General features: G+C 61.4%; 21 protein-coding genes. 6 read left to right on the plus strand and 15 right to left on the minus strand.

The window, feature by feature from the left end; translation table 11 throughout:
* Window positions 1-18 precede the first annotated feature (18 nt).
* The 6 genes from ACP3TY_RS24700 to ACP3TY_RS24725 form a co-directional block, all read right to left on the minus strand.
* Entirely contained in the window at window positions 19-654 is a 636-nt protein-coding gene (locus tag ACP3TY_RS24700) for a hypothetical protein (protein ID WP_053116453.1), read from the minus strand.
* A 93-nt stretch (window positions 655-747) separates the two neighbouring features.
* Entirely contained in the window at window positions 748-2,190 is a 1,443-nt protein-coding gene (locus ACP3TY_RS24705) for an efflux transporter outer membrane subunit (protein ID WP_053116452.1), read from the minus strand.
* Window positions 2,187-3,089 carry an efflux RND transporter periplasmic adaptor subunit gene (locus ACP3TY_RS24710; RefSeq protein ID WP_053116451.1) on the minus strand — a complete coding sequence of 301 codons (903 nt, stop codon included), beginning with the start codon at window positions 3,087-3,089 and terminating at the stop codon, window positions 2,187-2,189. Before ACP3TY_RS24710 ends, ACP3TY_RS24705 begins: the two co-directional genes overlap by 4 nt.
* The gene (locus tag ACP3TY_RS24715; protein ID WP_007917703.1) at window positions 3,086-3,295 is read right to left on the minus strand and encodes a DUF1656 domain-containing protein; all 210 of its coding nucleotides are present in this window, start codon (window positions 3,293-3,295) and stop codon (window positions 3,086-3,088) included. The genes ACP3TY_RS24710 and ACP3TY_RS24715 overlap by 4 nt, the downstream gene beginning before the upstream one ends.
* Window positions 3,292-5,355, minus strand: coding sequence for an FUSC family protein (locus ACP3TY_RS24720; RefSeq protein ID WP_426618702.1), 2,064 nt, complete (start codon window positions 5,353-5,355; stop codon window positions 3,292-3,294). Before ACP3TY_RS24720 ends, ACP3TY_RS24715 begins: the two co-directional genes overlap by 4 nt.
* Window positions 5,352-5,780: a MarR family winged helix-turn-helix transcriptional regulator gene (locus tag ACP3TY_RS24725; RefSeq protein WP_008080307.1), complete on the minus strand. Its 429-nt coding sequence runs from the start codon at window positions 5,778-5,780 to the stop codon at window positions 5,352-5,354. The genes ACP3TY_RS24720 and ACP3TY_RS24725 overlap by 4 nt, the downstream gene beginning before the upstream one ends.
* A gap of 201 nt (window positions 5,781-5,981) precedes the next feature.
* On the opposite strand from ACP3TY_RS24725, the gene ACP3TY_RS24730 reads away from it, so the two are divergent.
* Both ACP3TY_RS24730 and ACP3TY_RS24735 read left to right on the plus strand, forming a co-directional pair.
* Window positions 5,982-6,260 (plus strand): CopG family ribbon-helix-helix protein, encoded by a 279-nt coding sequence (locus ACP3TY_RS24730; RefSeq protein ID WP_400646040.1) that lies wholly within the window; start codon window positions 5,982-5,984, stop codon window positions 6,258-6,260.
* Window positions 6,257-6,538, plus strand: coding sequence for a type II toxin-antitoxin system RelE/ParE family toxin (locus ACP3TY_RS24735; RefSeq protein WP_426618703.1), 282 nt, complete (start codon window positions 6,257-6,259; stop codon window positions 6,536-6,538). Before ACP3TY_RS24730 ends, ACP3TY_RS24735 begins: the two co-directional genes overlap by 4 nt.
* Window positions 6,539-6,541: 3 nt before the next feature.
* Here the strand turns inward: ACP3TY_RS24735 and ACP3TY_RS24740 are convergent, their stop codons facing one another.
* Complete coding sequence (locus ACP3TY_RS24740; protein WP_400646037.1) at window positions 6,542-6,787, minus strand: DUF2789 domain-containing protein; 246 nt, start codon at window positions 6,785-6,787, stop codon at window positions 6,542-6,544.
* Between the two features lie 129 nt (window positions 6,788-6,916).
* Window positions 6,917-7,378, minus strand: a complete 462-nt coding sequence (locus tag ACP3TY_RS24745; protein ID WP_053116446.1) for an aminoacyl-tRNA deacylase — start codon at window positions 7,376-7,378, stop codon at window positions 6,917-6,919.
* A gap of 173 nt (window positions 7,379-7,551) precedes the next feature.
* On the opposite strand from ACP3TY_RS24745, the gene ACP3TY_RS24750 reads away from it, so the two are divergent.
* Both ACP3TY_RS24750 and ACP3TY_RS24755 read left to right on the plus strand, forming a co-directional pair.
* Window positions 7,552-8,082 (plus strand): NfeD family protein, encoded by a 531-nt coding sequence (locus ACP3TY_RS24750; protein ID WP_426618704.1) that lies wholly within the window; start codon window positions 7,552-7,554, stop codon window positions 8,080-8,082.
* A 2-nt stretch (window positions 8,083-8,084) separates the two neighbouring features.
* A complete protein-coding gene (locus ACP3TY_RS24755) occupies window positions 8,085-8,843 on the plus strand; it encodes a slipin family protein (protein ID WP_007917711.1) in 759 nt (252 codons plus the stop codon).
* Between the two features lie 80 nt (window positions 8,844-8,923).
* Here the strand turns inward: ACP3TY_RS24755 and ACP3TY_RS24760 are convergent, their stop codons facing one another.
* The 7 genes from ACP3TY_RS24760 to ACP3TY_RS24790 form a co-directional block, all read right to left on the minus strand.
* Complete coding sequence (locus ACP3TY_RS24760) at window positions 8,924-9,868, minus strand: sulfotransferase family protein (RefSeq protein ID WP_426620521.1); 945 nt, start codon at window positions 9,866-9,868, stop codon at window positions 8,924-8,926.
* A complete protein-coding gene (locus ACP3TY_RS24765) occupies window positions 9,856-10,641 on the minus strand; it encodes an aspartyl/asparaginyl beta-hydroxylase domain-containing protein (protein ID WP_426620522.1) in 786 nt (261 codons plus the stop codon). Before ACP3TY_RS24765 ends, ACP3TY_RS24760 begins: the two co-directional genes overlap by 13 nt.
* Entirely contained in the window at window positions 10,638-11,243 is a 606-nt protein-coding gene (gene cysC, locus ACP3TY_RS24770) for an adenylyl-sulfate kinase (protein ID WP_426618705.1), read from the minus strand. Before cysC ends, ACP3TY_RS24765 begins: the two co-directional genes overlap by 4 nt.
* Window positions 11,227-12,744 (minus strand): TolC family protein, encoded by a 1,518-nt coding sequence (locus ACP3TY_RS24775; RefSeq protein WP_426618706.1) that lies wholly within the window; start codon window positions 12,742-12,744, stop codon window positions 11,227-11,229. The genes cysC and ACP3TY_RS24775 overlap by 17 nt, the downstream gene beginning before the upstream one ends.
* Before the next feature lie 46 nt (window positions 12,745-12,790).
* Entirely contained in the window at window positions 12,791-20,131 is a 7,341-nt protein-coding gene (locus ACP3TY_RS24780) for an Ig-like domain-containing protein (protein WP_426618707.1), read from the minus strand.
* Between the two features lie 56 nt (window positions 20,132-20,187).
* The gene (locus tag ACP3TY_RS24785) at window positions 20,188-21,033 is read right to left on the minus strand and encodes a sulfotransferase family protein (RefSeq protein ID WP_159814731.1); all 846 of its coding nucleotides are present in this window, start codon (window positions 21,031-21,033) and stop codon (window positions 20,188-20,190) included.
* A gap of 150 nt (window positions 21,034-21,183) precedes the next feature.
* Window positions 21,184-22,764, minus strand: coding sequence for a glycosyltransferase family 39 protein (locus ACP3TY_RS24790; protein WP_426618708.1), 1,581 nt, complete (start codon window positions 22,762-22,764; stop codon window positions 21,184-21,186).
* A gap of 241 nt (window positions 22,765-23,005) precedes the next feature.
* Here ACP3TY_RS24790 and ACP3TY_RS24795 point away from each other — a divergent pair, with 241 nt between their 5' ends.
* Together ACP3TY_RS24795 and ACP3TY_RS24800 are read left to right on the plus strand one after the other, a co-directional pair.
* Window positions 23,006-23,593 carry a phage tail protein gene (locus tag ACP3TY_RS24795; protein WP_159814729.1) on the plus strand — a complete coding sequence of 196 codons (588 nt, stop codon included), beginning with the start codon at window positions 23,006-23,008 and terminating at the stop codon, window positions 23,591-23,593.
* Window positions 23,594-23,647: 54 nt separating this feature from the next.
* Window positions 23,648-23,959: a DUF6916 family protein gene (locus ACP3TY_RS24800; RefSeq protein WP_008080325.1), complete on the plus strand. Its 312-nt coding sequence runs from the start codon at window positions 23,648-23,650 to the stop codon at window positions 23,957-23,959.
* Window positions 23,960-24,043 lie beyond the last annotated feature (84 nt).

Below are 24,043 nucleotides of genomic sequence, written 5' to 3' on the forward strand. Positions count from 1 at the left end.
GCTGCGATCTTTTGCTGTTCAGGAATACTGAACCTCAATCTCATCCAGCTGATGATCAAAGCTCTTCAGCCGCGCCGTCCAGGTATAAACAAGCACTTCAAAATCCCGATCGATCACCGCCCCACCCGGCCCATCGGCGCGCGGATCGCAGAAATCCAGCTGATAACGCTCACGGGCCATGGCCGTGGCGACATCGGAGAGTTCGCGGGCGTTGTTGAGCCAGTGCCAGCCCTCGCCATCAATCTGCTTGTCGAGTTCCAGGCACTGTTTTTTCAGCGCTTCGAGGCTTTTTTCCAGCGGTGTGCCGGTGAGTTCGCCCATGACTTCGGCGAACGTTCGGCCCGGTTGCCAGTAGCTGCCCCAGAAATACCGGTCGAACACCGTTTCGACCCGGCGCAGGGCGACTTTGGTGTCCCAGATCAGCACCCGCGTCTTGCCCTGTTCGAGCTGGCGCTTTTTCACCCGCTGAACCTGGATCGACGCCCACGCCACACCGACGATCGCCATGACCGCGATCAGCGCCGTCACGCTGTCGAGAAAGATCATGGCCTTGTCGATCTGGTGGGCCAGCATGATGCCGTAGAAATAGGTGGCCGACAGCAGCACCAACGCTGCAAGGGCGCACCAGAAGCCGAGAGCGTAAGGGTTTTTCATTATTGGTTTCCCCTAGACCAGCGCTAGCAATGTGCGCTGGAAGGGTGCTTTGCACGGGGCGCCCTTCCAACACTTCAAAGCATAGCAACGGCCTCAGGGTTTGCCGGGGCTTGGAGCGTGCGTTCGTCCGCTTTCCCAACCGCCGCCGAGGGCGAGGAACAAATCGATCTGGCTCATCGCAACTTGAGTGTTGGCGGCGGCCAGTTGCGCGGTGACATCGGTGTAGGTGCGGGTCGCTTGCAGATCCGCCAGGAACGACTCGCGGCCGGCCTGGAAGAAGCGGTGCGTCTGGTCGGCGGCGAGTTTCGCCGACTGCTCGGCATCGGCCAGTGCATCGCGGCGTTGCAGCAGCGCACTGTACTGGGCGAGGCCGGTCTGGGTTTCGCGAATGGCATTGAGCACCACGCCGTCGAAGTGCGCCAGCGCGCCTTGGGTCGTCGCTTCGGCTTCACGGATGCGCGCGCGGGCGCCGTTGGTCGGCACTTTCCAGCTCAGCGACGGGCCGAAACCCCAGCGATTGGTCGACGGATCACCGAGGTCGTCGATGATGCCGACGGTGCCGATGGTCGCGCCGATGCTGATGTCCGGGTACAACTCGCCAGTGGCAACGCCGATCCCGGCAGTCGCAGCGGCCAGACGACGTTCAGCCTGACGAATGTCCGGACGACGTTTGAGCAGTGCGGCGCCATCACCGACCGGCACCAATTGAGCGATTTTCGGCAGTTCGGCGCAGGTCGCAGTGCCTGCGGGCAATTGATCGACCGGCTTCGCCAGCAGCATCGACAGTCGGAACAACCCGGCCTGACGCGCCGCTTCATAGCGCGGCATGTCGGCGCGCAGGGATTTGAATTGGGTTTGCGAACGGGTGACCTGGGTTTCGTCGCCACGGCCGGCGTCGCGCAGACGCTGGATCAGCGTGGTGCCTTGCGATTGCAGGTCGAGGGAATGCTGAGCGATTTCGCGTTCTTCGTTGGCCGCGCAGACCTGTGTGTAAGCGCGAACCACGTCCGCGACCAAGGTGATGCGTGCGGTGTCAGCGGCGGCTTGCGTTGCGTCGGCGTTGGCCTTGGCGCCTTCAATGCCGCGCTGCAAGGTGCCCCACAGATCGAATTGGTAAGAAGCGCTGATGCCGATGTCGCCGATATTGGCCACCGGGACTTTTTCCGGCAGCAAAAACGCCTGTCCGGATTCCTGCAAACGCTCGGCGCCCATTTTCACGCCAGCGCTCCAGCCACCGGCCGCTTCGGCTTCATCGACCTGAGCGCGGGCGCGTTGCAAATTAGCCGCCGCAACACGTAGATCGGTGTTGGACGCCATCGCTTGCTGCACCAGTTGATCGAGGCGCGGGTCTTTATACAGTCGCCACCAATCCGCCGGCACCGGTGCCGAGACCACAGGTTTACCGTCGACGGCCAGTTCGCCCTGAAAATCCTTGCGCTGAACCGCCGAATTCTCAGGCACGTGATAGTCCGGCCCGACCATCTGACAAGCCGACAACATCACGCCCAACCCGGCGATCATCAGGGCCCTGCTCATTGCGCGGGCTCCTGCTTTTTATCGTCGACCTTTGAGTCTTCGATGATCGATACCGTGGCAGTGCGCCCGGCGATCATGCGGAAATCTTCCGGCACGTCATCAAAGGCAATCCGCACTGGAATCCGCTGCGCCAGCCGTACCCAACTGAATGCCGGATTGACGTTCGGCAGCAGGTTGCTGCCGCTGGTGCGGTCGCGGTCTTCGATGCCGGCGACGATGCTTTCGACATGTCCGCGCAATTTCGCACGGTCGCCGATCACACGGATATCCACCGACTGGCCGACATGAATGCCGTCGAGTTTGGTCTCTTCGAAATAGCCGTCGATGTGGAACGAATTGCTGTCGACCACCGACAACACCGGGCGTCCGGCGGTGACGAATTCCTGCGGACGCGGCGCGCGGTCGTTGACGTAGCCGTCGACCGGGCTGCGAATCACCGAACGGTCGAGGTTGAGCTGAGCGCTGTCCACCGCAACGGTGGCTTCGGCCAGTGCCGATTGCGCACGGGCCACACGCGACTGGCTTTCTTCCAGTTGCTCGGCCGGCACCAGGTTACCGAGGCCACGGTTACGTTTGGCTTCGCGCTGAGCCTGAGCGAGGGTTTCTTCGCGATCAGCCACAGCCGCTTTGGCCTGACGCAGGGCCAGTTTGAAACGATCCTGGTCGATGCTGAACAGCACCTGGCCGCGCTTGATCAACTGGTTGTCTTTCACTTCAACCTGCTGGATCAGCCCGGACACGTCCGGGGCGATCTGGATGATGTCGGCGCGAATGTGGCCGTCACGGGTCCACGGCGCGAACATGTAATACATCACCATGCGCCAGACGAGGACAACGGCAAAAGTCACGATCAGCAGGGTCAGTACCACGCGACCGATGGTCAAAAACGGTTTTTTCATGTCATCAGGTATCGACTGAGTGAGTCCACGCCGTACAGAAGTACCGCGTAGAGCGCCACGTTGAACAATGCCCGGTGCCAGACCAGACGGTAAAAGTGCACGCGCGTAAGCACGGCATGCACCAACAAAAACAGCACATAAGTGATGCCCATCAACACCAGCAAGGTCGGCAGGAAAATGCCGCTGATGTCCAGATCACCGATCATAGGGGCGCTCCATCGGGCAGCGGTTCTTCGGGCTCGGCGTTGGAAACGAATTCGACGCCGGGCAGCAACGCCAGACGCAAACCGCTCAAGGCGTGCAACAGGTTTAGCCGGGTTTCATCATCGCCGTGACCATTGAGTGCGCGGCGGGTGCGATCCATGGTCATCAACAACGGCGCAGGCGCCGGCAAGCGTTCACCAGCCTTGAGGCAAGCGCGGAAATACTCACCGACTTCACTGACCACCTGCTGCAACAAAGCGTTCGGCGCGCCAGTCACCCGTGGCGTGTAGGCGAGCAAATCGAGCAGGTTCAGACCGACGCGCACTTCGCGCATGGCGATGCCGGTGTCCTGCCCGGTGAGGGCCAGACGCGGCAGGTGCTGCATCAGTCGATCGAGCAACTGCACACCCAATTTGCGGTGCTCGGCAAGGTTGGCCGGCTCGGTCATGTGCACGATGTCTTTCCAGCTGAAACGGGTCAGGCGTTTCGCTGCCAATTCGGCACCGAACGGGCGCGCCACCAGCGTCCAGATAAACGCGAACAGCAGACCGATCGGCCCCGCCAGGTTGGAGTTCACGAAAGCGAAAAAGTCCGCATCGTAAGCGCCCTGAATACTGATGAACGACGAGGTGTTGACCAGCGTCAGCAGCATGCCGAGGTAGAAGCGCGGCTGCACCGTCAGCGTGCCGACGCAGATAAACGGGATGGAAAACGCCAGCACCAGCATCGGGAAGTCGTGCAGGTTGGGCAGAATCAAAAACAGATAAAGGCTGGCGAACAGCACCGACATGCCAGTCCAGAAAAAGAACCGGTAAATCTGCGGCGCCGGGTCGTCCATCGAGGCGAAGAAACTGCACGCCACCGCCGCCAGAATCACCGCGCTGCCGCCGTCCGGCCAGCCGAGCAGAATCCACAGCACCGAGGCGGTGATGATCGCCAGAATGGTCGAGGCCACCGAGTAGAGCATCAGCCCACGGTCGATAAACGGTGTCAGCCGACCCAATCGCCAATGGCGGTAAACCGCGCGCCAGTTGTCTTGGCGCTCGCAGACAATCGCGTCCTGCAGGCTGCGGCAGTCCTGCCACAGATCGATGAATTCACCGAGCCGGTAGATCGAGTTGGAGAACAGCAGTTGCCGGCGATCTTCCAGTGCTTCGGCACTCGGTTGCAGGGCTTCGAGCTGATCTTTCAGCGCTTGCCAGCGGTCGAGATCGGCGTCTTCATGACCGAGCCATTCGCGGGTCGCGGCCAGCAGCGGTTCGAATTTTTCCACCAGCTCAGGCGTGCGCCGTTCGAGGGCGTAGAGCGAATCTTCCAGCGCATCGATCACCGGTAATAGATGAATCATGCGTCCGCGCAATTCTTTGGTGTTGCGCACGGTTTGCGGTCGCGAGCCTTCGTGGGGCAACTGGCCGATCATCAATTCGAGGCTGTTGAAGTTGGCGACCATGGCCATGCGCAGCGCGGTGACTTCTTCGGGTTGCACGTCGCGGCTGAGGAATTTCAGGCTGTAGGTTGTCGCGTCGGCGAACCACTTGCTCACGGCGTCGTTGAACACCGGCGCCAAGCGTCGCGGCCAGAACATCGCACCGACCACGGCGGCGACGGCGATGCCGAGGAAAATCTCTTCCGTGCGTGCTTCCGCCACGTCCCACACCGCCAGCGGGTTATCCACCACCGGCAAGGCAATCAGCGGCAACGTGTAACCGGCGAGCATCAATGCGTAGCTGTTGGCGGTGCGCAAATGCAGGGACATGAACAACAGAATCCCCGTCCACAGCGCGATGACCACCACCAGCACATACGGGCTCTGCACAAACATTGGCACGAAAAACACTGCCGCCGCCGCACCGAGAAAAGTGCCAATCGCACGGTATAACGCTTTCGAGCTGGTCGGGCCGAGGAACGGGCTGGAGACGATGTAGACCGTCGCCATCGCCCAATACGGACGTGGCATTTGCATAAGCAAGGCGATGTACAGCGCGATCATCGACGCTGCAAAAGTCCGCACCCCGTAGAACCAGTCCCGGGCCGGCGGAATGCCGGAGAAAAAACCGTTCAAGAATTAACCACCAATGGCGGGTTGGCCGCCTCAAAAGCTCTGAGTACCCGAAGCGTAGCTTCCAGATCGCTCTGGTCGATGCCCTCAAGCACTTCATGACGCAGACGTACCAGTTCGATCTCCACCGCTTGCACCAGTTCACGGCCGGTATCGGTCAGGCTGAGGCACTTGGCGCGGCGATCATGGGCATCTTCGGTACGGCAGACGTAACCCGAATGACACAACTGATCGAGCAGACGCACCAGCGACGGACTCTCCATCCCGGCCGCTTGCGCCACCTGCACCTGCCGCACACCCTCGCCCAAACGCCCGATCATCAAGAGCGGCACAGCGCAGGCTTCGGAGATTCCATAGTTGACCAGCGTGGTCTGGCAGATCTTCCGCCAATGCCTGGCGGCCACCACCATGGCACTGCTGATGTTCATCTGGAGAGCGTCGAGGGAATCGGACACGGGGAAATGCACACTGTTAGTTTGCTAACTATCAATATCGCATTGGAGGGGAATTTCAGTCAAGTTTTGAAACAAATTGCTCCACTGGTCGCTCGCACAAACTGAAGCTTTCTAAACCATGTGATGACGATGTATATACCTCGTCAGTACCGAAAATCTTGAAGGAATCTGCAGATGTCAAAACAAGCCGTTTTTACAATGAAGCTCGAGCCGGAGCTGCGTGAGCAATTCATGGCTGAGGCGCAGGCATCCCATCGTCCTGCTTCGCAGATCATGCGAGAAATGATGCGCCAGTTTGTTCGCACACAGCAGGAAGCCCGGGAATACGAAGTCTTCCTGCAACGAAAAGTCGACCTTGCAAGAGAATCGATGGCAGCGGGTGAAGGCGTTTCCAACGAGGAAGTTGAAGCGCAATTCGCCGCCAGGCGCAGGCAGGTAGAAAATCAAGGATGAAGATTATCTGGAGTAAAAATGCCGTACAGGATCGCGAAAAAATCTGGGACTACCTTCACGCAGAAAATCCAGGCGCAGCGCTCGACATGGATCGCCGCTTCACCGAAGCGGCTTCACGCCTGACCCAAAATCCCAAATTTGGCCCGGTTGGTATCATTGCCGGCACTCGCGAATTAATTCCCCACCCCAGCTACCGGCTTGTCTACCAGCCAGATCAGGATGTGATCTGGATTATGGCGCTGGTTCATACGGCACGGGCCTGGCCTTTCCCAAAGTAGCGATTAGCCCGCCCGCCCCTTGCGCAACAACACATTCAACTGATCCACCACCTCCGCCCAATCGGCATCCTCCAGAATCTCATCGCGTAAAAACTGCGCCTGGCTCTCCGTCCAGAAGAACGCATCGGCCAAGTGCAACTCTGGTTTAAGCGGGGAATGGGTGGCGATGAATTGGTCGATGCTGACCGGGTCGTTGTCCAGGCCGAGTTGTTTGAACAGGGAGGGGAGGCTGTGGGTTGGTTGTTCCATTGCTGAGCTCCTTCAAAAATGGGGTGTATGGAAGATTAATCGCGAGCAGGCTCACTCCTACAGGTGCAATGCAATCCCATTGTAGGAGTGAGCCTGCTCGCGATGAGGCCAGCGAGACCACTGCAAATCCTAATGACTCAACTCCCGCACCTCAGCATGCGGCACCATTTTCAGAAACTCCGGCATGCTCATGTGCAACAGATAATTGTGGTTGCCCGCCTCCAGATAAATATCTTTCTGCCGCGTCAGCAACGGGTCGATGACCATGTCCAGCCCGTACGAGTCACCCAGCGGCGGTACCGCGCCGCGTTCGCAGTCGTCGAAGATGTGCGCCAGGTTGCTTTCGCGGGTCAGTTGCCATTCGCCGCTGTTGCGCACTTTGCTCAAGTCCAGATGACGACTGGCCGGCAGCACGGCCATCAGGTAATGCCCGTGGTGGTCGTCGAGGATGATCGATTTGGCCACCCGTTCCGCTGGCACGCCGGCGACGCGCGCGGTTTCCAGGCTGCTCGATGAATGTCGATGAGCAACGACGTCATATTCGCAATGCGCCCGGGTCAGGCTGCTTTGCACCTTTTTTGCCATTCGCATGATGCACCTCGGTGTCGCGCGGAAGGTGGTTGCTGTGTTTTGAGTCTAGTTCGGCGGGCCGCTGACGAAGGGAAATCCGCTCACCGGACACATCCGCACATTGATCAAAATTCATCCAGAGCAACCCTCAACTAGACTGAAAGAACCCGCCACTGACGCTCATGGAGAGTCACGTGAACAGCCGATGTTGTGCCTTCGCCTTGCTCCTGCTGACAAGCGCATCCGCCTTCGCCGCCGACACCTCATTGCCAGCGATGAGCCCGGTCGGTCTGTGGCTGATCACGCTGGGCATCGTGTTTCTGATCGCCGAAGCCGCACTGCCCAACTACGGGGTGATCGGTCTGGGCGGGATCATCATGTTTGTCATCGGCGCGTTGATTTTGAGCAACGCCGAATTGCCCGTGCCGATGATGATCGGCCTCGGATTGATCAGCGCTGTGCTGTTGATCGCTTTGCTGATTCGCGCGCTGAAAACCCGTCCGCGTCACGCCGTCAGTGGCGATGCCGGACTGCTCGGCAGCGTCACCGCGATCACCACCGTACAACCGGGCGATGCGCGTAACGGCTGGATTCAACTGCAAGGCGAACGCTGGCAAGTGCTCAGCGCGACACCGCTGCAAACCGGGCAATCGGTGCGCGTAGTGGCTCGCAAGGGATTGATGCTGGAAGTGGCCGCGACTGACGCGGCGCCGCTCGGAGAGTGATCATGGGTCTGCAAATCGGTTTTGTTGCGCTGCTGTTGTTGGTGATTGCCCTCGCCGGCTCGACATTCCGCATCCTGCGTGAATACGAGCGCGGCGTGGTGTTCCAGCTCGGACGTTTCTGGCAGGTCAAAGGCCCGGGCCTGATTCTGCTGATTCCGGTGGTGCAGCAAATGGTTCGGGTCGATTTGCGCACCGTTGTGCTCGACGTGCCGCCGCAGGACGTGATCACTCGCGACAACGTGTCGGTGAAGGTCAACGCCGTGCTGTATTTCCGCGTACTCGATCCGCAGAAAGCGATTATTCAGGTTGAGGATTATCTGTCGGCCACCAGCCAATTGGCGCAGACCACTTTACGCGCGGTGCTGGGGAAACATGAACTGGATGAACTGTTGGCCGAACGCGAGCAATTGAACATCGACATCCAGCAAGTGCTCGATGCGCAGACCGATGCGTGGGGAATCAAGGTCGCCAACGTCGAAATCAAACACGTCGACCTCAACGAATCGATGGTGCGCGCCATCGCCAAGCAGGCCGAAGCCGAGCGGGAACGGCGGGCCAAGGTGATCCACGCTGAAGGTGAGTTGCAGGCGTCGGAAAAACTGATGCAGGCTGCGGAAATGCTCGGGCGTCAGCCTGGGGCGATGCAGTTGCGGTATATGCAGACGCTGAGCTCGATTGCCGGCGACAAGAGTTCGACGATTGTTTTTCCGTTGCCGATTGAGTTGCTCAAGGGCATGGCGGATTTGTCCGGCAAGTCCTGAGGAGCAAAAGATCGCAGCCTGCGGCAGCTCCTACAGGGGATCACGTTCCAATGTAGGAGCTGCCGAAGGCTGCGATCTTTTCAGGCACCACGCAATTTTTCCAAAGCTTCGTAGGGCGCTCGCGCACACGTCTGCACACGCGCCTGCAACAGCGCTGAAGCCTCGCGGCGCTTGTCTTCACCATCGGCAACAAACACTTGCGAAGGCTGTTTCGCATGCTGCCCGGCAGCGGCAAACACCTGCTGAGTCTGCACATCATTCAATCGAAAGAACCGCGCCAAACGCCCTGCCATCGCATCAGGCAACTCGCTGTAATTCACCGCCAAACCGGCCGAATCCCGACAATGTAGCAACCCCGCCTCCAACAACCGCCCCAAACGCCGCGCGATAAAATCTTCACGGCCCTCGAACTGCAACCCATCCTCCAATACGCAATCACCGAGCATGCCCGGCACCATGTGCATGCCCGGACGGCGCAGATGAGAAACAGCAATTTCCAGCGGATCACGATAGAGAAACAGCCACGGCGTGTCCGGGAAACAGGTCTGCAACAGCGGCCATTCACCGATGTTCCAGGCATCAAGTTTGACCACTAAACGCTGTTCAACACCGCGTCGGCGCTGACCATATGCCGAGAGCAAGCCGACGATGGCGGCCCCGCGTTCGGCATCAGGCAAATCACCGCGCAACAGCGCATCCAGCGGTGGCGGTTCGGACACCACGATGTGATCGTCGAGTTGCGCGAGCATCTGACTGATCAACGTCGAGCCACAGCGCGAGGCGTGCAGAATAAAAGCGCTTGGTGCGAGGCCGGGGCTTTGCGCTTGCCATTCGGTCAGCGCCGACAGCGGCGTCTGCCGTCGAAACGCCTGATTGAAGGGCAGCCGCAGTGCATCGTCCACCGCCTCACGGAAAAACGGCTGATGCAACGGCGTGTCACCGAACCAGCACCAATCCACCCGCCACTGCCCGTCGACCGGCCAGACACGAATGGGCAGCCAACCGTCGAAACTCAACAGCTCCATTGTTCGTGCCATTGCCGACGACCATTGCGCATCGCGGTACGCAGTTCTTCGCGAGAAAATACCAGGCCGCGTTCCACCGCGAGTTCCAGCGTTCGGGCGATAAACATCTCAGGGTCATGCAGCGTGCGCAAGGCCAGTGACAGCGAGTCATCCTCAGTCACCAGCCTCTGAAAACGCTGCAAGTCGTTATCGGCCAAACCCGGCGCTGGTGTGTCGGGCAATCCTTCGACGATCATCTGCTCAAGCCAGGCATCGGGTTTGCAATCGATGACCAGATGAATACGCGCAGCGGTATCGCGGTTATCCACTCGGTGCGGACGGGCGAGATCGAGAAACCAGCATTCCCCGGCAGCCATCGGCACGCGTTGGCCGTCGAGCCAGAAGTCGACATTGGGCGGACTGAGCAACGGAATGTGCAAACGGCGATCGGCGTCCGGGCCATTCAGATCGTAATCGCGATGTTCGTGAATGCGCGCGCCAGGGCCCAGGCGCAGCAGTCGAGCGCTGACGATATTCAGCGACAGATTGCGCAAGCCGTGGCGCCAGCGCTCATCACGCAACCACGGTTCGCGTAGCAACGGCTCACCGCGCCCGGGCGACAGTTCGGTCAACGCATCGGCTGCCGAAATCAGCGCGACGCCACTCCAGTCACCCGAAAAATACTCGGTGTTGAAGTGACTGCGCCAGGCGTCGTCGGCAATCGCCGCCAGCGCTTGCAGCAACAGCGGCAAATCCACCGTCACCGGCAAACGCGAGAACGCCGGCCGGCTCATGTCCTGGGCAACACCGCGCACTCGCCGAGCCAGGTCAGCAATCGATCAAGGCAGGCTTCGACCGTTTGCGCACCGGTGTCGAGCACCAGCGACGCCTGCGTTGGCGGCTGATACGGTGCCGACACTCCGGTAAATCCAGCGAGGTCACCGCGTCGCGCCCGTGCGTAATGTCCTTTCGGGTCGCGCTGTTCGCAAACAGCCAGAGAGGCGCTGCACCAAACGTCGCGATAGTCCTCACCTAACCGTTGCGCGAACACCTCACGTAGCTCAACCAGTGGCGCAATCATCGCCAAAATCACGATTTGCCCGTTTTCCACCAGCAACGCGGCGAGCTCGCTGGCGCGACGAACATTTTCCTGGCGATCAGCGTCGGTGAATCGCAGATCCCGATTGAGCCCGATGCGCAAACCGTCGCCATCCAGTACCAAGCTTTGCAAACCTCGCCCGAACAACTCGGCGTGCAGCGCCTGCGCCAATGTCGACTTGCCCGCCGCCGGCAGGCCGGTCAACAGAATCGCTGCACCGCGATGCCCATTTCGAACCTCGCGTTGGGTGCGGCTGACACTGGCGCTCGGCGCCAGCACATCACTGCGCCGGAGCATGCGCCACCACTGGCGTCGAGATATCCCCCGCCGCCCAAGCCGATTCACGGTTGGCCAGCGCGGTGGCAATCGACTGCACTTCGGTCGACTGCACCTGATCCGGCAGCGGATCGAGGCCGGCACTGGCGAAGATCTGGCCATAAGCATTGCGCAGATCAGCGTACGACAGGTCGCGGCGCAGATCCGCTTGCAGGTTGTTCAGCTCGCCCTGAATCAGTTCCAGCTCACCGATCCCAGCCGCCTGATGACGGTTGCGCAACTGGCCGACGATTTGTCCGTCGATGTCCGACAGTTGCTGATTGGTCTTGAACTGGCGCAACGCTTCTTGATAGTTGGCGTTGGCCACATAGAGCTGCGCGAGCACCGCGATCGACATCGCCTGACGCCGCGCGGTGGCGACTTCTTCACCGGCCTTGGCGACGTTGATTGCAGCGGGTGCGGAGATCACGTTGAACAGGTTCCAGGTGATTTTCACGCCGTAATCGGCCCAGCCCTGTTCGACGAGGAACGAGTTGCTGTCGTAATGGCCACCGGCGGAAAACTCCAGGCCTGGCAGCAGGCGCAGCATGGCCTTGCGGGTTTCGGCAGCGCTGATGCGCGTCTGGTAGTCCTGCTCGCGCAGTTCCGGGCGACTGGTCAGGGCTTCCTGCTCCAGTTTCGCCAGATCGACCTTGAGCTCGGGAATCTGATAACCGTCATCAGTGGCCAAGGTCAGGTTGGTGCCCAGCGGCAGGTTGATCAGGGTGGCCAGTTCGGTTTTCGCCAGCGACAACGCGCGGCGCTGCTCTTCCAGTTGGCGGGTCGCTTCGATCAGCGAACGCTGATAACCGAGCGATTGCACCGGATCACCAATACGCTGATCACTCAGGGTCTGGCTGTTGTCGCGGGCGGTCTGCACGCGCGCCATCAGGCTGTCGATTTTTTTGAGCAGACGCTCGGCGGCCATCGCTCGCCAATAGGCCGAACGTACGTCCTGGACGATGGTGTTGATCACCTTGCGGCGCCGTTCCTGAACGATCAGGCGCTGGTCACCCTGCTGCTTGGCGCTGATGTAGCTGACGCCGAAGTCGAGGACGTTCCAGACCATGGTCAGGTCGGCAACGTCGCGGTCACGGTCCTGCGAGGTCGATGGTTCAAGAGACTGGGTGCCGGTGCGCACACTCTGGCTGCTGGAGGCGTTGACGTTGTTGCGCCCGACGTACCCGGCGTCCAGCGCCATGCGCGGCAGCATGTCGAAACTGGCGAGGTCGAGCTGCCGCTTGGCCAGCGCTTCCTCCATGATCTTCAAGCGACCTTCGAGGTTGTATTTCACCGCGCGGGCCATGGCCTGGTGCAGGGTCAACGGGCCGCGCAGCGGTTCCTGATCCTTGTACATGCCTTGCAGATCGCTTTTGGCGCGCTGCTCGCTGACGCTGCGTTCAATCGGGTCACTGGTCACTGCACATCCGCTGATCGCCAGCGCCAGCAGGCTGGCGCCGAACAACTTCTGACTTTTCTTCATCCCTGGATCGCCCCTAGGTCCTGCACAGTGTTGAGTAATGGTGAGTTCAGGCCGACATTTCGCTGATGCCGACCTGTTGCAGCGCTGCCGCCAGGTCGTCGACCCGGTGCTGCTCGGTGTCTTTGAGTTGTTGTAGTTGTTGCCCCAGTGTCGGCGCGCCAAACACACCGCGCAGGCCTTGGGAAATATCGCCGGCCTTGAGCGACTGGCTGCCGAATGCGTTCAGCGCATCCCTCTCGGCAGCACGGTCCTGACTGAACAGGCTCGCCAGTGTGCTGCTGGCGAATACGCCGCCATCACCACCGCCAAAACCGAGGAACCCGTGGCCGGAGCCATCGCCGCTGCTGTCACTGCTGCTGAACACTTGCGCGATGTAACTGCGGCTGAGAGCACCGTGATTGATGAAAATATCGCCAAGCGGACGAATGCCGTTGCCGATCACCCGTTGTTCAAACAGCGGCGCAAAGGTCAGCGGTGAACCGAGCTCGCCGGTTGGTGGAGTGAAGATGAACGGCTGCAGCGGCACGTTCGGTGGCGGTGCCGGCACCACCGGGTCGCTGCTGCGAACCAACGGATCCGGGATCACGACACTAGTCGGCGTGGTCGGCACAGTTGGCACGGTGGGCGGCACGACCACCGGCACCGTATTGATCGCGTAGTTGTTGGAACTGCTGACACCGCTGCCGCTGTTGCCGGACGCATCACTGACCCCGGCACTGTTGACGCTGATCGCGTTGTTCGCACTGTTGACGTTGGCGTTTGGTGTCAGGGTGGCGGTCCAGGTCTTGCCGCCGTCGCTGCTGCTCAGGTTGGACAAGGTGCCGTTCGCCACCGCGATGTCTGACAGATCGAAACCGCTGACCGCCTCATTGAAAGTAATGGTCACCTGCGAGGTCTGACCGATGCCGATGTTCGGGTTGGCAATGACGACCGTCGCACTCGGCCGCTCGCTGTCGAGCGCGTAGTTGTTCGACACCGCCACTGTGCTGCCGACGTTGCCGGCCAGATCGGTGACATTGCTGGTGTCGAGCGCAATGAAATTGCTCGGGTCGGTGACATTGGCCGTCGGCGTGAAGGTCGCGGTCCAGGTCTTGCCGCCATCGCTGCTGCTCAGGTTGCTCAAATCGCCATTGGTCACGCTCAGGTCGGACAGGTCGAAGTTGCTCACCGCCTCGCTGAAGGTGAACGTCACCGTGGTGGTCTGGCCGATGCCCAAGTGGGGATTGGCGACCACGATATTCACCGTCGGCCGGGTCGCGTCGAGCGCGTAGTTGTTGGAAATCGCAATGCTCGCGCCGAGGTTGCCGGCCAGATCCTGCACACCGGCCGTGTCGACGATGATCAGGTTGGTCGTGTCGTTGACGTTGGCCGTCGGTGTCAGCGTGGCGGTCCAGGTGATGCCGCCATCGCTGCTGGTCAGGTTCGCCAGCGTGCCGTTGGCGACGCTGATGTCCGACAGGTCAAAACCGCTGACCGCTTCACTGAAGGTGATGGTCACCGTGGTGGTTGCACCGATGCCCAGGCGATTGTCGGCGACCACGATGGTCGCGGTCGGCAGCGCCGTGTCGATGGCGAAATTGTTCGAAGCGGTGGTGCCGACGCCGCTGTTGCCGGAGGCGTTGGTCACGCCACTGTTGTCGAGGGTAATCAGGTTGGTGGTGTCGGTGATGTTGGCGGTCGGCGTGAGTGTCGCCGCCCAGGTGATGCCGCCGTCACTGGAGGTGACGTTACTCAGGGTGCCATTGGCGATGGTCAGGTCCGCATTGGTGAAACCGCTGACGGCCTCGCTGAAGGTGATGGTCACCGTCGAGGTTTCGCCGGCCTTGAGCGCGGTATCCGCGACGACGATGGTCGCGGTCGGCACTTCGGTCTGCACCGCATAGTTGGCCGAGTTGGTGATGCCGCTGCCGGCATTGCCCGCCAGATCGCTGATGCCAGCGTTGTTGAGCACGATCAGGTTGGTGGCGTCACTGACGCCGATGGTCGGCGTGAAGGTGGCCGTCCAGGTGATGCCGCCGTCGCTCGACGAGACATTGCTCAGCGTACCGTTGGCAACGCTCAGGTCGCTGTTGTCGAATCCGCTGACCGCCTCACTGAAAGTAATGGTGACGAGCGCGGTTTCACCGGGACGCAGATCGGTATCACTGATGACGATGGTGGCGGTCGGGCGCTGACTGTCGATCACGTAGTTGGCCGAATCGGTGGTGCCGCTGCCGGAATTGCCCGCGATGTCAGTGATGCCGGTGTTGTCCAGGGTGATGATGTTGCTGGTGTCGGTGATGCCCGCCGATGGAGTGAACGTCGCCGTGTAAGTGATGTTGTCCGAGGTGCTCAGCCCGGAGAGCGTGCCGTTGGCCACGGTCAGGTCGGCCAGGGTAAAACCGCTGACGGCCTCGCTGAAGGTGATGGTCACGGTGGTGGTCTGGCCGACGCCCAGCGCTGAATCGGCGAGCACCACGGTGGCGGTCGGGCGCTGGGTGTCGATGGCGTAATTGTTGGAGTTGGTGGTGCCATTGCCGGCGTTGCCAACGGCGTTCTGCACACCGCTGTTGTCGAGGGTGATCAGGTTGCTCGCGTCCGTGATGTTGCTGGTCGGGGTGAAAGTCGCCGTCCAGGTGATACCGCCGTCGCTGCTGCTCACCGCCGTCAGCGTGCCGTTGGCAATCGTCAGGTCGGCATTGTTGAAACCAGTGACGGCTTCGCTGAAGGTAATGGTCACCAGCGACGTTTCGCCGATGGTCAGGCTGTTGTCCGCGACGACGATGGTCGCGGTTGGCACTTCGGTCTGCACCGCATAGTTGGCCGAGTTGGTGATGCCGCTGCCGGCATTGCCCGCCAGATCGCTGATGCCAGCGTTGTTGAGCACGATCAGGTTGGTGGCGTCACTGACGCCGATGGTCGGCGTGAAGGTGGCCGTCCAGGTGATGCCGCCGTCGCTCGACGAGACATTGCTCAGCGTACCGTTGGCAACGCTCAGGTCGCTGTTGTCGAATCCGCTGACCGCCTCACTGAAAGTAATGGTGACGAGCGCGGTTTCACCGGGACGCAGATCGGTATCACTGATGACGATGGTGGCGGTCGGGCGCTGACTGTCGATCACGTAGTTGGCCGAATCGGTGGTGCCGCTGCCGGAATTGCCCGCGATGTCAGTGATGCCGGTGTTGTCCAGGGTGATGATGTTGCTGGTGTCGGTGATGCCCGCCGATGGAGTAAACGTCGCCGTGTAAGTGATGTTGTCCGAGGTGCTCAGCCCGGAGAGCGTGCCGTTGGCCACGGTCAGGTCGGCCAGGGTCAAGCCGCTGACGGCCTCGCTGAAGGTGATGGTCACGGTGGTGGTCTGGCCGACGCCCAGCGCTGAATCGGCGAGCACCACGGTGGCGGTCGGGCGCTGGGTGTCGATGGCGTAATTGTTGGAGTTGGTGGTGCCATTGCCGGCGTTGCCAACGGCGTTCTGCACACCGCTGTTGTCGAGGGTGATCAGGTTGCTCGCGTCCGTGATGTTGCTGGTCGGGGTGAAAGTCGCCGTCCAGGTGATACCGCCGTCGCTGCTGCTCACCGCCGTCAGCGTGCCGTTGGCAATCGTCAGGTCGGCATTGTTGAAACCAGTGACGGCTTCGCTGAAGGTAATGGTCACCAGCGACGTTTCGCCGATGGTCAGGCTGTTGTCCGCGACGACGATGGTCGCGGTTGGCGCCACGGTGTTGATGGTGAAGTTGCCGGAGTTGGTCGTGCCCGTGCCGGCGTTCCCGGCCAGGTCAGCGATACCGGTGTTGGCCAGGGTGATGATGTTGCTGGTGTCGTTGATCCCGCCGGTCGGCGTGAAGGTCGCCGTCCAGGTGATACCGCCATCGGCGCTGCTGACCGGCGTGAGCGTGCCGTTGGGGACGGTCAGGTCGGCGTTGGTGAAACCACTGACCGCTTCGCTGAAGGTAATGGTCACCAGTGTCGTTTCGCCGGCGCTCAGCGCGGGATCGGCGACGACGATGGTCGCGGTCGGCCGCTGGGTGTCGATGCTGTAGTTGTTCGAATCGGTGGTGCCACTGCCGGCATTGCCGGCCAGGTCGGCGACGCCGGTGTTGTCCAGTGTCACCAGGTTGGTGGCGTCGGTGATGTTCGCGCTCGGTGTGAACGTTGCCGTCCAGGTGATGCCGCCGTCCGCGCTGCTGACCGCCGTCAGGGAGCCGTTGGCGATGGTCAGGTCGGCATTGGTAAAACCGCTGACCGCTTCGCTGAAGGTGATGGTCACCAGCGAGGTGTCGCCGATTTTCAAGGTACTCTGCGTGAACACCACGGTGGCGGTCGGCCGCACGGTGTCGACCGCGTAATTGTTGGAATCAGTGGTGCCGCTGCCGGCATTGCCCGCCAGATCCGCGACCCCGGTGTTATTGAGGGTGATCAGGTTGGTAGCGTCAGTGATGCTGCTGGTCGGCGTGAACGTCGCCGTCCAGGTGATGCCGCCATCCGCACTGCTGACTGCGCTCAACGTGCCGTTGGCAATGCTCAGGTCGGCGTTGGTGAAGCCGCTGACCGCTTCACTGAAAGTAATGGTCACCAGCGAGGTTTCACCGATTTTCAGCGCGGTATCGGCGACCACGATGGTCGCCGTCGGCCGTGCGGTGTCGATCGCGTAGTTGTTGGAGTTGGTGCTGCCAGTGCCGGCGTTGCCGGACAGGTCATTGACCCCGGTATTGTTCAGAGTGATCAGGTTGGTGGTGTCGGTGACGCTCGTGGTTGGCGTCAGCGTGGCGGTCCAGGTGATGCCGCCGTCGCTGCTGCTCAGTCCGGTCAAGGTGCCGTTGGCCACCGTCAGGTCGGCGGCGGTGAAGCCGCTCACCGCTTCGCTGAAGGTGATGGTCACCACAGAGGTTTCGCCTGCCGCCAGATTGGTGTCGGCAACGACAATGGTCGCTGTCGGTCGTACGGTGTCGACCACATAATTGGCCGAATCGGTGGTGCCACTGCCGGCGTTGCCGGCCAGATCCGCCACCCCGGTGTTGTCCAGGGTAATCAGGTTGGTGGCATCGGTAATGCTCGCGTTCGGGGTGAACGTCGCCGTCCAGGTGATGCCGCCGTCGGCGCTGCTGACGTTGGTCAGCGTACCGTTGGCAATGGTCAGGTCGGCGTTGGTGAAACCGCTCACCGCCTCGCTGAACGTGATGGTCACCAGCGAGGTGTCGCCGATTTTCAGGGCAGTGTCTGCCATCACGATGGTTGCGGTCGGACGTTGGGTATCGATCGCGTAATTGTTGGAATTGGTGGTGCCGACGCCAGCCACGCTGCCGGACACCGCCGTCACCCCGGTGTTGTCGAGGGTGATGAGGTTGGTGGTGTCGGTAATGTTGTTGGTCGGCGTAAAGGTTGCCGTCCAGGTGATACCGCCGTCGGCGCTGGACACATTGGTCAGCGTGCCGTTGGCAATGGCCAGGTCGGCGTTGGTAAAACCGTTTACGGCGCGGCTGAAGGTGATGGTCACCAGCGAGGTTTCGCCGATTTTCAACGCGGTGTCGGCGACCACGATGGTGGCAGTCGGTGGTTCCACGTAAGCGGTGTTCAGCGTACCGCCGTTGTTGTAGATGCCCACCAGCGCACTCGGCGTTGTACCCGTCGAGCCACCGTTCGACAGACCGCCGCCACCGCTGGCAGCGCCGTTGCCACTGATCGCGGCAAAGTTGCTCGCGGTGATCAGCACCACGCCGCCGTTGTTCCAGATCGCGCCGACGCCGCGACCGCCAGCCCCGCCATCGGCGCCGTTGCTGCCGACCCCACCGCCACCGCCACCGCCGCCACCGGCAGCAATGTTATTGCTGATGACCGAGTTGCCGATGACTTTCAGGGTGCCACTCGCGGCGTTGTAGATACCACCTGCCGCGTTGGCACCGACGCCGCCGACTTTGTCCCAGCCGGAACCACCGCCGCCGCCACCAATGGACAGCGTGCCGTTGCTGGCCGAACCGCCGTTGCCGCCATGGCTGTAACCGGCTCCGGCGCTGCCGCCGTTGCCGCCGACGCCACCGGTGCTGGTGCCGCCACGGCCACCCATGTCGGTCGGACTGTAACCACCGCCATAACCACCGGCATTGGCACCGCCCGCGCCGCCGGCATAGGTGCCGGTGCCCGGGCCAGAAGTACCGCCATGGCCACCGGTCTGGCCACCGATACCCGCACCGCCGCCACCGCCACCGCCGACATAGCCGCCGGTCACACCACCGCCACCACCACCGCCGGAGGCGGCGTTGGCAGTCACCGTCACGTTGTTCAGGGTCAGAGTCCCGGCGTTGAAAATGCCGCCGCCCATGGCCCCCGCAGCGGCTGAACCACCATTACCACCGTTGCCCGCCACCAGGCCTTTGGTGATCACCAGCCCGTCGAGGGTCACGGTGTTGCCGGAGGTCACTTCCACCACGCGAGTCTTGTACTGACCGTCGAGGGTCACGTCGGCGACGCCGTCGTTGTTCAGGTCGCCATCGACGGTGATGCTCTTGTTGATCAGCAATTCAGAGGTGAGCTGGACGGTCATGCCGGAACTGAACGTGACGATGTCACCGTTCTGCGCCGACGCCAGCGCCGCACGCAACGAGCCGACGCCCGAGTTGAGATTGTTGGTCGCCGTCCACGTGGCCAGTCCCCACTGGTATTCGCTCATGGCTTTGCTCGACAGCACATTGGCGCTCTCGATGGTGCCGGTGGCGATCTCCAGATCCCAGTCGCCACCCACGCCGGTGCGGTTGTTCGATGCCGCCACATCACGCCCGGTCAACTGCGCCAGCGAGTCGACGAAACTCAAGCCGCGATCGCCCTCGGCGGTGTAGCAACCGTAGATCAGGATGTCGCCGCCGACGTTCATGTCCTTGCCGATCTCGCCAAGAATCGCGCTGCGTTGCGCGACGTTGTCGGCGGACAGATAGCTGTTGCCCAGCCACAAATCACCGGCATTGCCGTGGGCAATGATCTGCACCGAACTGACACCGTGATGTTGATCAAGGTAATCGGCGATCTGCTGCAGGCCGTCCTTGGTAGCGTCGAGCTTGACCACTTGCGTGCCGGGCGCGATCCCTTGCAGCAGGGCGTCAGCATCCTTCACTCGTGAGTCGACGAAGACCACGCTCTGGCCCGGTACGGCAACAGGACTGGCGGCGGGTGCGGCGTCAGCCTGGCCATGGGTGTCTTTGCTCGCGACCGGGTGATCGGCCGTCGGCGCCTTGGCCGCATCGGCAGCGGTAGGGGCATGGCTATCCGCCTGCGCGGCCGTGTCGGCCACGGTGGCGGCGACGGCACCGTCGAACAGCATGCGCGGCTCCAGCGACATGATCAGCGGCGAGGCCAGCGGACGCTGACCTGCGGTAGCCTGAGACTTGACCTTTGCCCCACCAAAAAGGGTCCACCACATGTTGCTCACCCGAACTCGAACGAAGGTACGTGACGCATCAATGAAAAACGCCGCGATCAACTGATCGCGGCGTCGGACTTCATACGAATGACATTGGCGGCGCTGGCTGAGCCATCGAGCCAAAAGGACAAATCAGCGTATTGCTTGAACAGATCCGGCGGCAGAATCGTGCGCCGTGATTGCAAGGCAACCTTGGGTTTGACCGTGTGCAGGCCGGCCAGGCCAAGGCCCTGGTCGAACGCTGGCGCGTCATAGGCCAGGTGTTCGAAATCGTGCTCGAACCACGGCTCGCCAATAAAGTCGTAGACCAGTCGCAGCACCCGTTCCGGGGCCTGGCTGAGCAGGTCGTAATCGACGATCAGCAACGATTCGGCATGCTCGCCGTAATAGGCTTCCTTGAGCGCCGCCCAGGCAAAACCCACCAGGCGATTGCGCTGGGCCAGGGTTTCGCAGCGGCTGTAAACGGTGTTGCGTTCGGCAGCGTCGCTGAACAGTTTGGTGTTTTCGTAGGGATTGGCGCGATACAGGCGTTCGAGGCTGTCCATCACCCAAGCCACGTTGCGCACGCAGGCAATGACTTTGGCCTGAGGAAACAGATCGCGGATCGCTGGCAGACGCGAGCTCCACTGCCGGTTGGTGTCGAACACCAACGGCTTGTCGGCCTTGTCGGCATAGAAGGATTCGAACAGACCACGTAGCAGGCGCCGACGCATGGCAGTGTCGATCACCGCGCCGTACTCACTGCCGGCGCTGCATTGTTCGAGGACACTGGAAAACAGCGAACCGAGCGGGCTGGTCATGCCGGCATGAAAGCGCGGGTTCTGCAAAAGGATCGCAGAAAGCAGGGTCGAGCCTGAGCGCGGCAAGCCGGAGATAAAGTGGAACTGCTGCAATCCCTTCACCTTAATCAGAAGTCCTTTTGTCCGACAGAGCGTAGTTCAACTAGTAACCCTGCGACTAGTAGTGTTTTGATATCACTCAGAGCAAAAAGAACTAACTGGTTAACTTTTAATCGCGAATAAGCAGATGAATCGTTTTAGTCCCGTCACGGCTCAGTTGGCCGGCGATCTGGCCACGAACAATCGTGCTTGTACGCCACCCGCGTGAACCTCCGCGCCGACGGTCCAGGCAGGCGGCAGCGGCAGAAATTCCGCCGGATCATCGAACGATCCGACCAGCCAGACCCGGCCATTGCCGTTCAGCTCGGCAAGGCTGTCGAGGTATACATCGGGCGTCACCAACGTGCCAAAACCGTATTCGTTCGGCCGGGTCGGACGGCCATCGGCAGTCGGCGGCGTATAGAGGCGCACCAAGGCGCCGGTGCGATCGTAGTAGACGTAGCTCAAGTACCAGAGCATGTCGCTGGTGACGATGCGATCGCCGGGCTGGAAATGCTGATTGACGTAGTTCACCACCCGGTCGAGCTGGTCATTGCTGTCGACCGTGGCGTTGTTGTTCACACCGACCAGTTCAACCGCCACCAGTGACACCAGCACCGCCAGCGCCAACACCCGCACGCGGCTGTACAAACGGTCGATGGCCAGCGCCGCCAACAGCGGCAGGCCCAGCGCATAAGCGGTCAAGTAGCGTTCGATGAACACCGGCGTGATGAACGACACCGCAAACACCAGCAACAGCGGCACGCCGGTGTACAACGCCAGCAAGACACTGCCCCGCGACACGCTGCGATCACGGATCACCGCCACCGCCGCCAGCGTCAACAGTGCCAGGGGCAAGGCGCCGAACACCGGCAGCGGCAGGTTTTCGCCATCGTCCTGAATCAGCCAGGACCAGATCATCGACGGCAGCGAGCCGAGGCTCACCGGCGGCTCCCAGCCCACGTCCCCGCCCACCTTCAGTTGCTCCATGTGCTGGGTCAGATCGAGCAGATGGGGCAACCAAGGCAGGTACAACACGACGATGGCCAGATTCGCCAGCCACCACGCCGGGCGCTGGATATGCCGGAAGCGATAGCCACGCTGGACCCGGATCAGCGCCAGATAAATCCAGTGGCACAGCGCCGCCAGCACGGCGAAGTAATGGGTGTAGAACGCTGCCGTCATCAACAGCAGGTAAAACAGCAGATAAGCATGACGCTGCGGGCGCCGGATCCAGTAGACCAGCGCCAGCGTCGCGGCCATCAGCAACAGCCCGAGCAGCGCATACATGCGCACTTCCTGGCTGTAGCGCACCGCCGTCGGCAACAGCGCCAGCAGCAGGCCGGCGAAGATCGCGGCGCGGCGGGTGGCCAGTCGATCCACCAGCCAGATGCCCAACCAGACGGCGGCGATCCCGGCGAGGGCGCTGAAACTGCGCAGGGCAAAAATGCCATCGCCGAATAAACCGATCCAGCCGTGCAGCAGCATGAAGTACAGCGGCGGGTGCACATCGTAGGCCGCGTGGCGCCAGATCTCGCCCAGCGAGTAACGCGCCAGCAGCAGACTGGATCCCTCATCGCCCCAGATCGCCGCAGCCGTCAGATCGTAAAAACGCACGGCCGCCGCCAACAACAGGATCGGCAGCAGCCAGTGTTCTCTGACCCAACGAAGCAAGCGCAAACCGGCAAACCACGGCCCTGGTGTCGCGTGCGGATCCTGGGTGTCGCCCACCGGGGTTACTCTGTTCAGCGCCATCGTTTCCTCTCGCCGCACCACATCGCCACGACCGTATGAACCGCAAAAACCTGCCAGTCACTTTAGGTCAGCCGCACAAGCACCGTCGATGCCGGTTTGCCTTTTCACGACATCCGGCAACCTTGCCAATCCGCGTCTACGCTCTGGCGTGGCGTGACCTGGCCACGGAGTGCCAAGGCAACTGCAGCAGCCTGAATTCACTAGCGGCCCGCCGACAACCAATCAGAAGGATGAGGACTTTATGGACGTTTACATGGGCACTGTTCTGACGTTTGCCTTCAACTATGCACCCAGCGGCTGGGCCTTGTGCAACGGTCAGATCATCGGAATCAACCAGAACCAGGCGCTGTTTGCATTGCTGGGGACGGTGTATGGAGGCAACGGCCAGCAGACATTCGGGCTGCCCAACCTGCAAAGCCGCCTGCCGATCTGCCAAGGCAACGGCCCCGGCCTGACACCGAGGGTGATGGGGGAAGTTTCCGGCGCCGAGCAAGTCACCGCCACCCTCAACAATTTGCCGAACCACACCCACACCCTGGCGGGGCTCACGGCCACCACCACCGTGCAACTGGCCAACCCGGCCAGTAACCCGGCGGGCGCGCCGACTGCGACCAACGCCTACATCGGCGCTTCGGGCACCGGGCCGGGCCTGGCGAATATTTTTTCCGACGCTCAAGGCGCATCGCCGGTACCGCTCAAAGGCGCAGCCACCACCATCAGCGGGACCATCACACCGACCGGCAATGGCCTGCCCCTGCCGATCATGAACCCGTATCTGGTGCTCAACTTCAGCATCGCGCTGAACGGCATTTTTCCTTCGCGCAACTGACCGAACGCCGGGGGAGCCACCTCCCCCGGCACCTCACTTTGCTGGAGCGAGACCATGCTGCAATCGGTTCATAGCCAACATTTCCAGGCACTGCTGGGTCGCGTTGGCACCCTGCATCTGCCCGATGGCAGTGCGCTGCAGATCCACATCGGAGAACTCGAAGAAAAACCGCTGGCGAAAATGCGCTACAGCGAGCGCATGCCATTCTGCGTCGAATTGAGCAGCCTGGAGCCGACTGAATTCATCGACGGTTTGTGTGCCCTGGAGCTACCGGAACTGGGGCGGGTCGAAGGGATCTTCGTCTCGCGGGTACCCGCGATGGGGCGCGACCCGGCGCTGGCTTACTTCCACGTCACCTTCAACTGACACGGCCATCGTTAAACCAACATCAAAAGCATCGTTGACCTGTAGGAGCTGCCGCAGGCTGCGATCTTTTGATCTTGAGTTTCA

This window comes from Pseudomonas rustica (genome assembly GCF_049959085.1).
Lineage (GTDB): Bacteria > Pseudomonadota > Gammaproteobacteria > Pseudomonadales > Pseudomonadaceae > Aquipseudomonas > Aquipseudomonas rustica.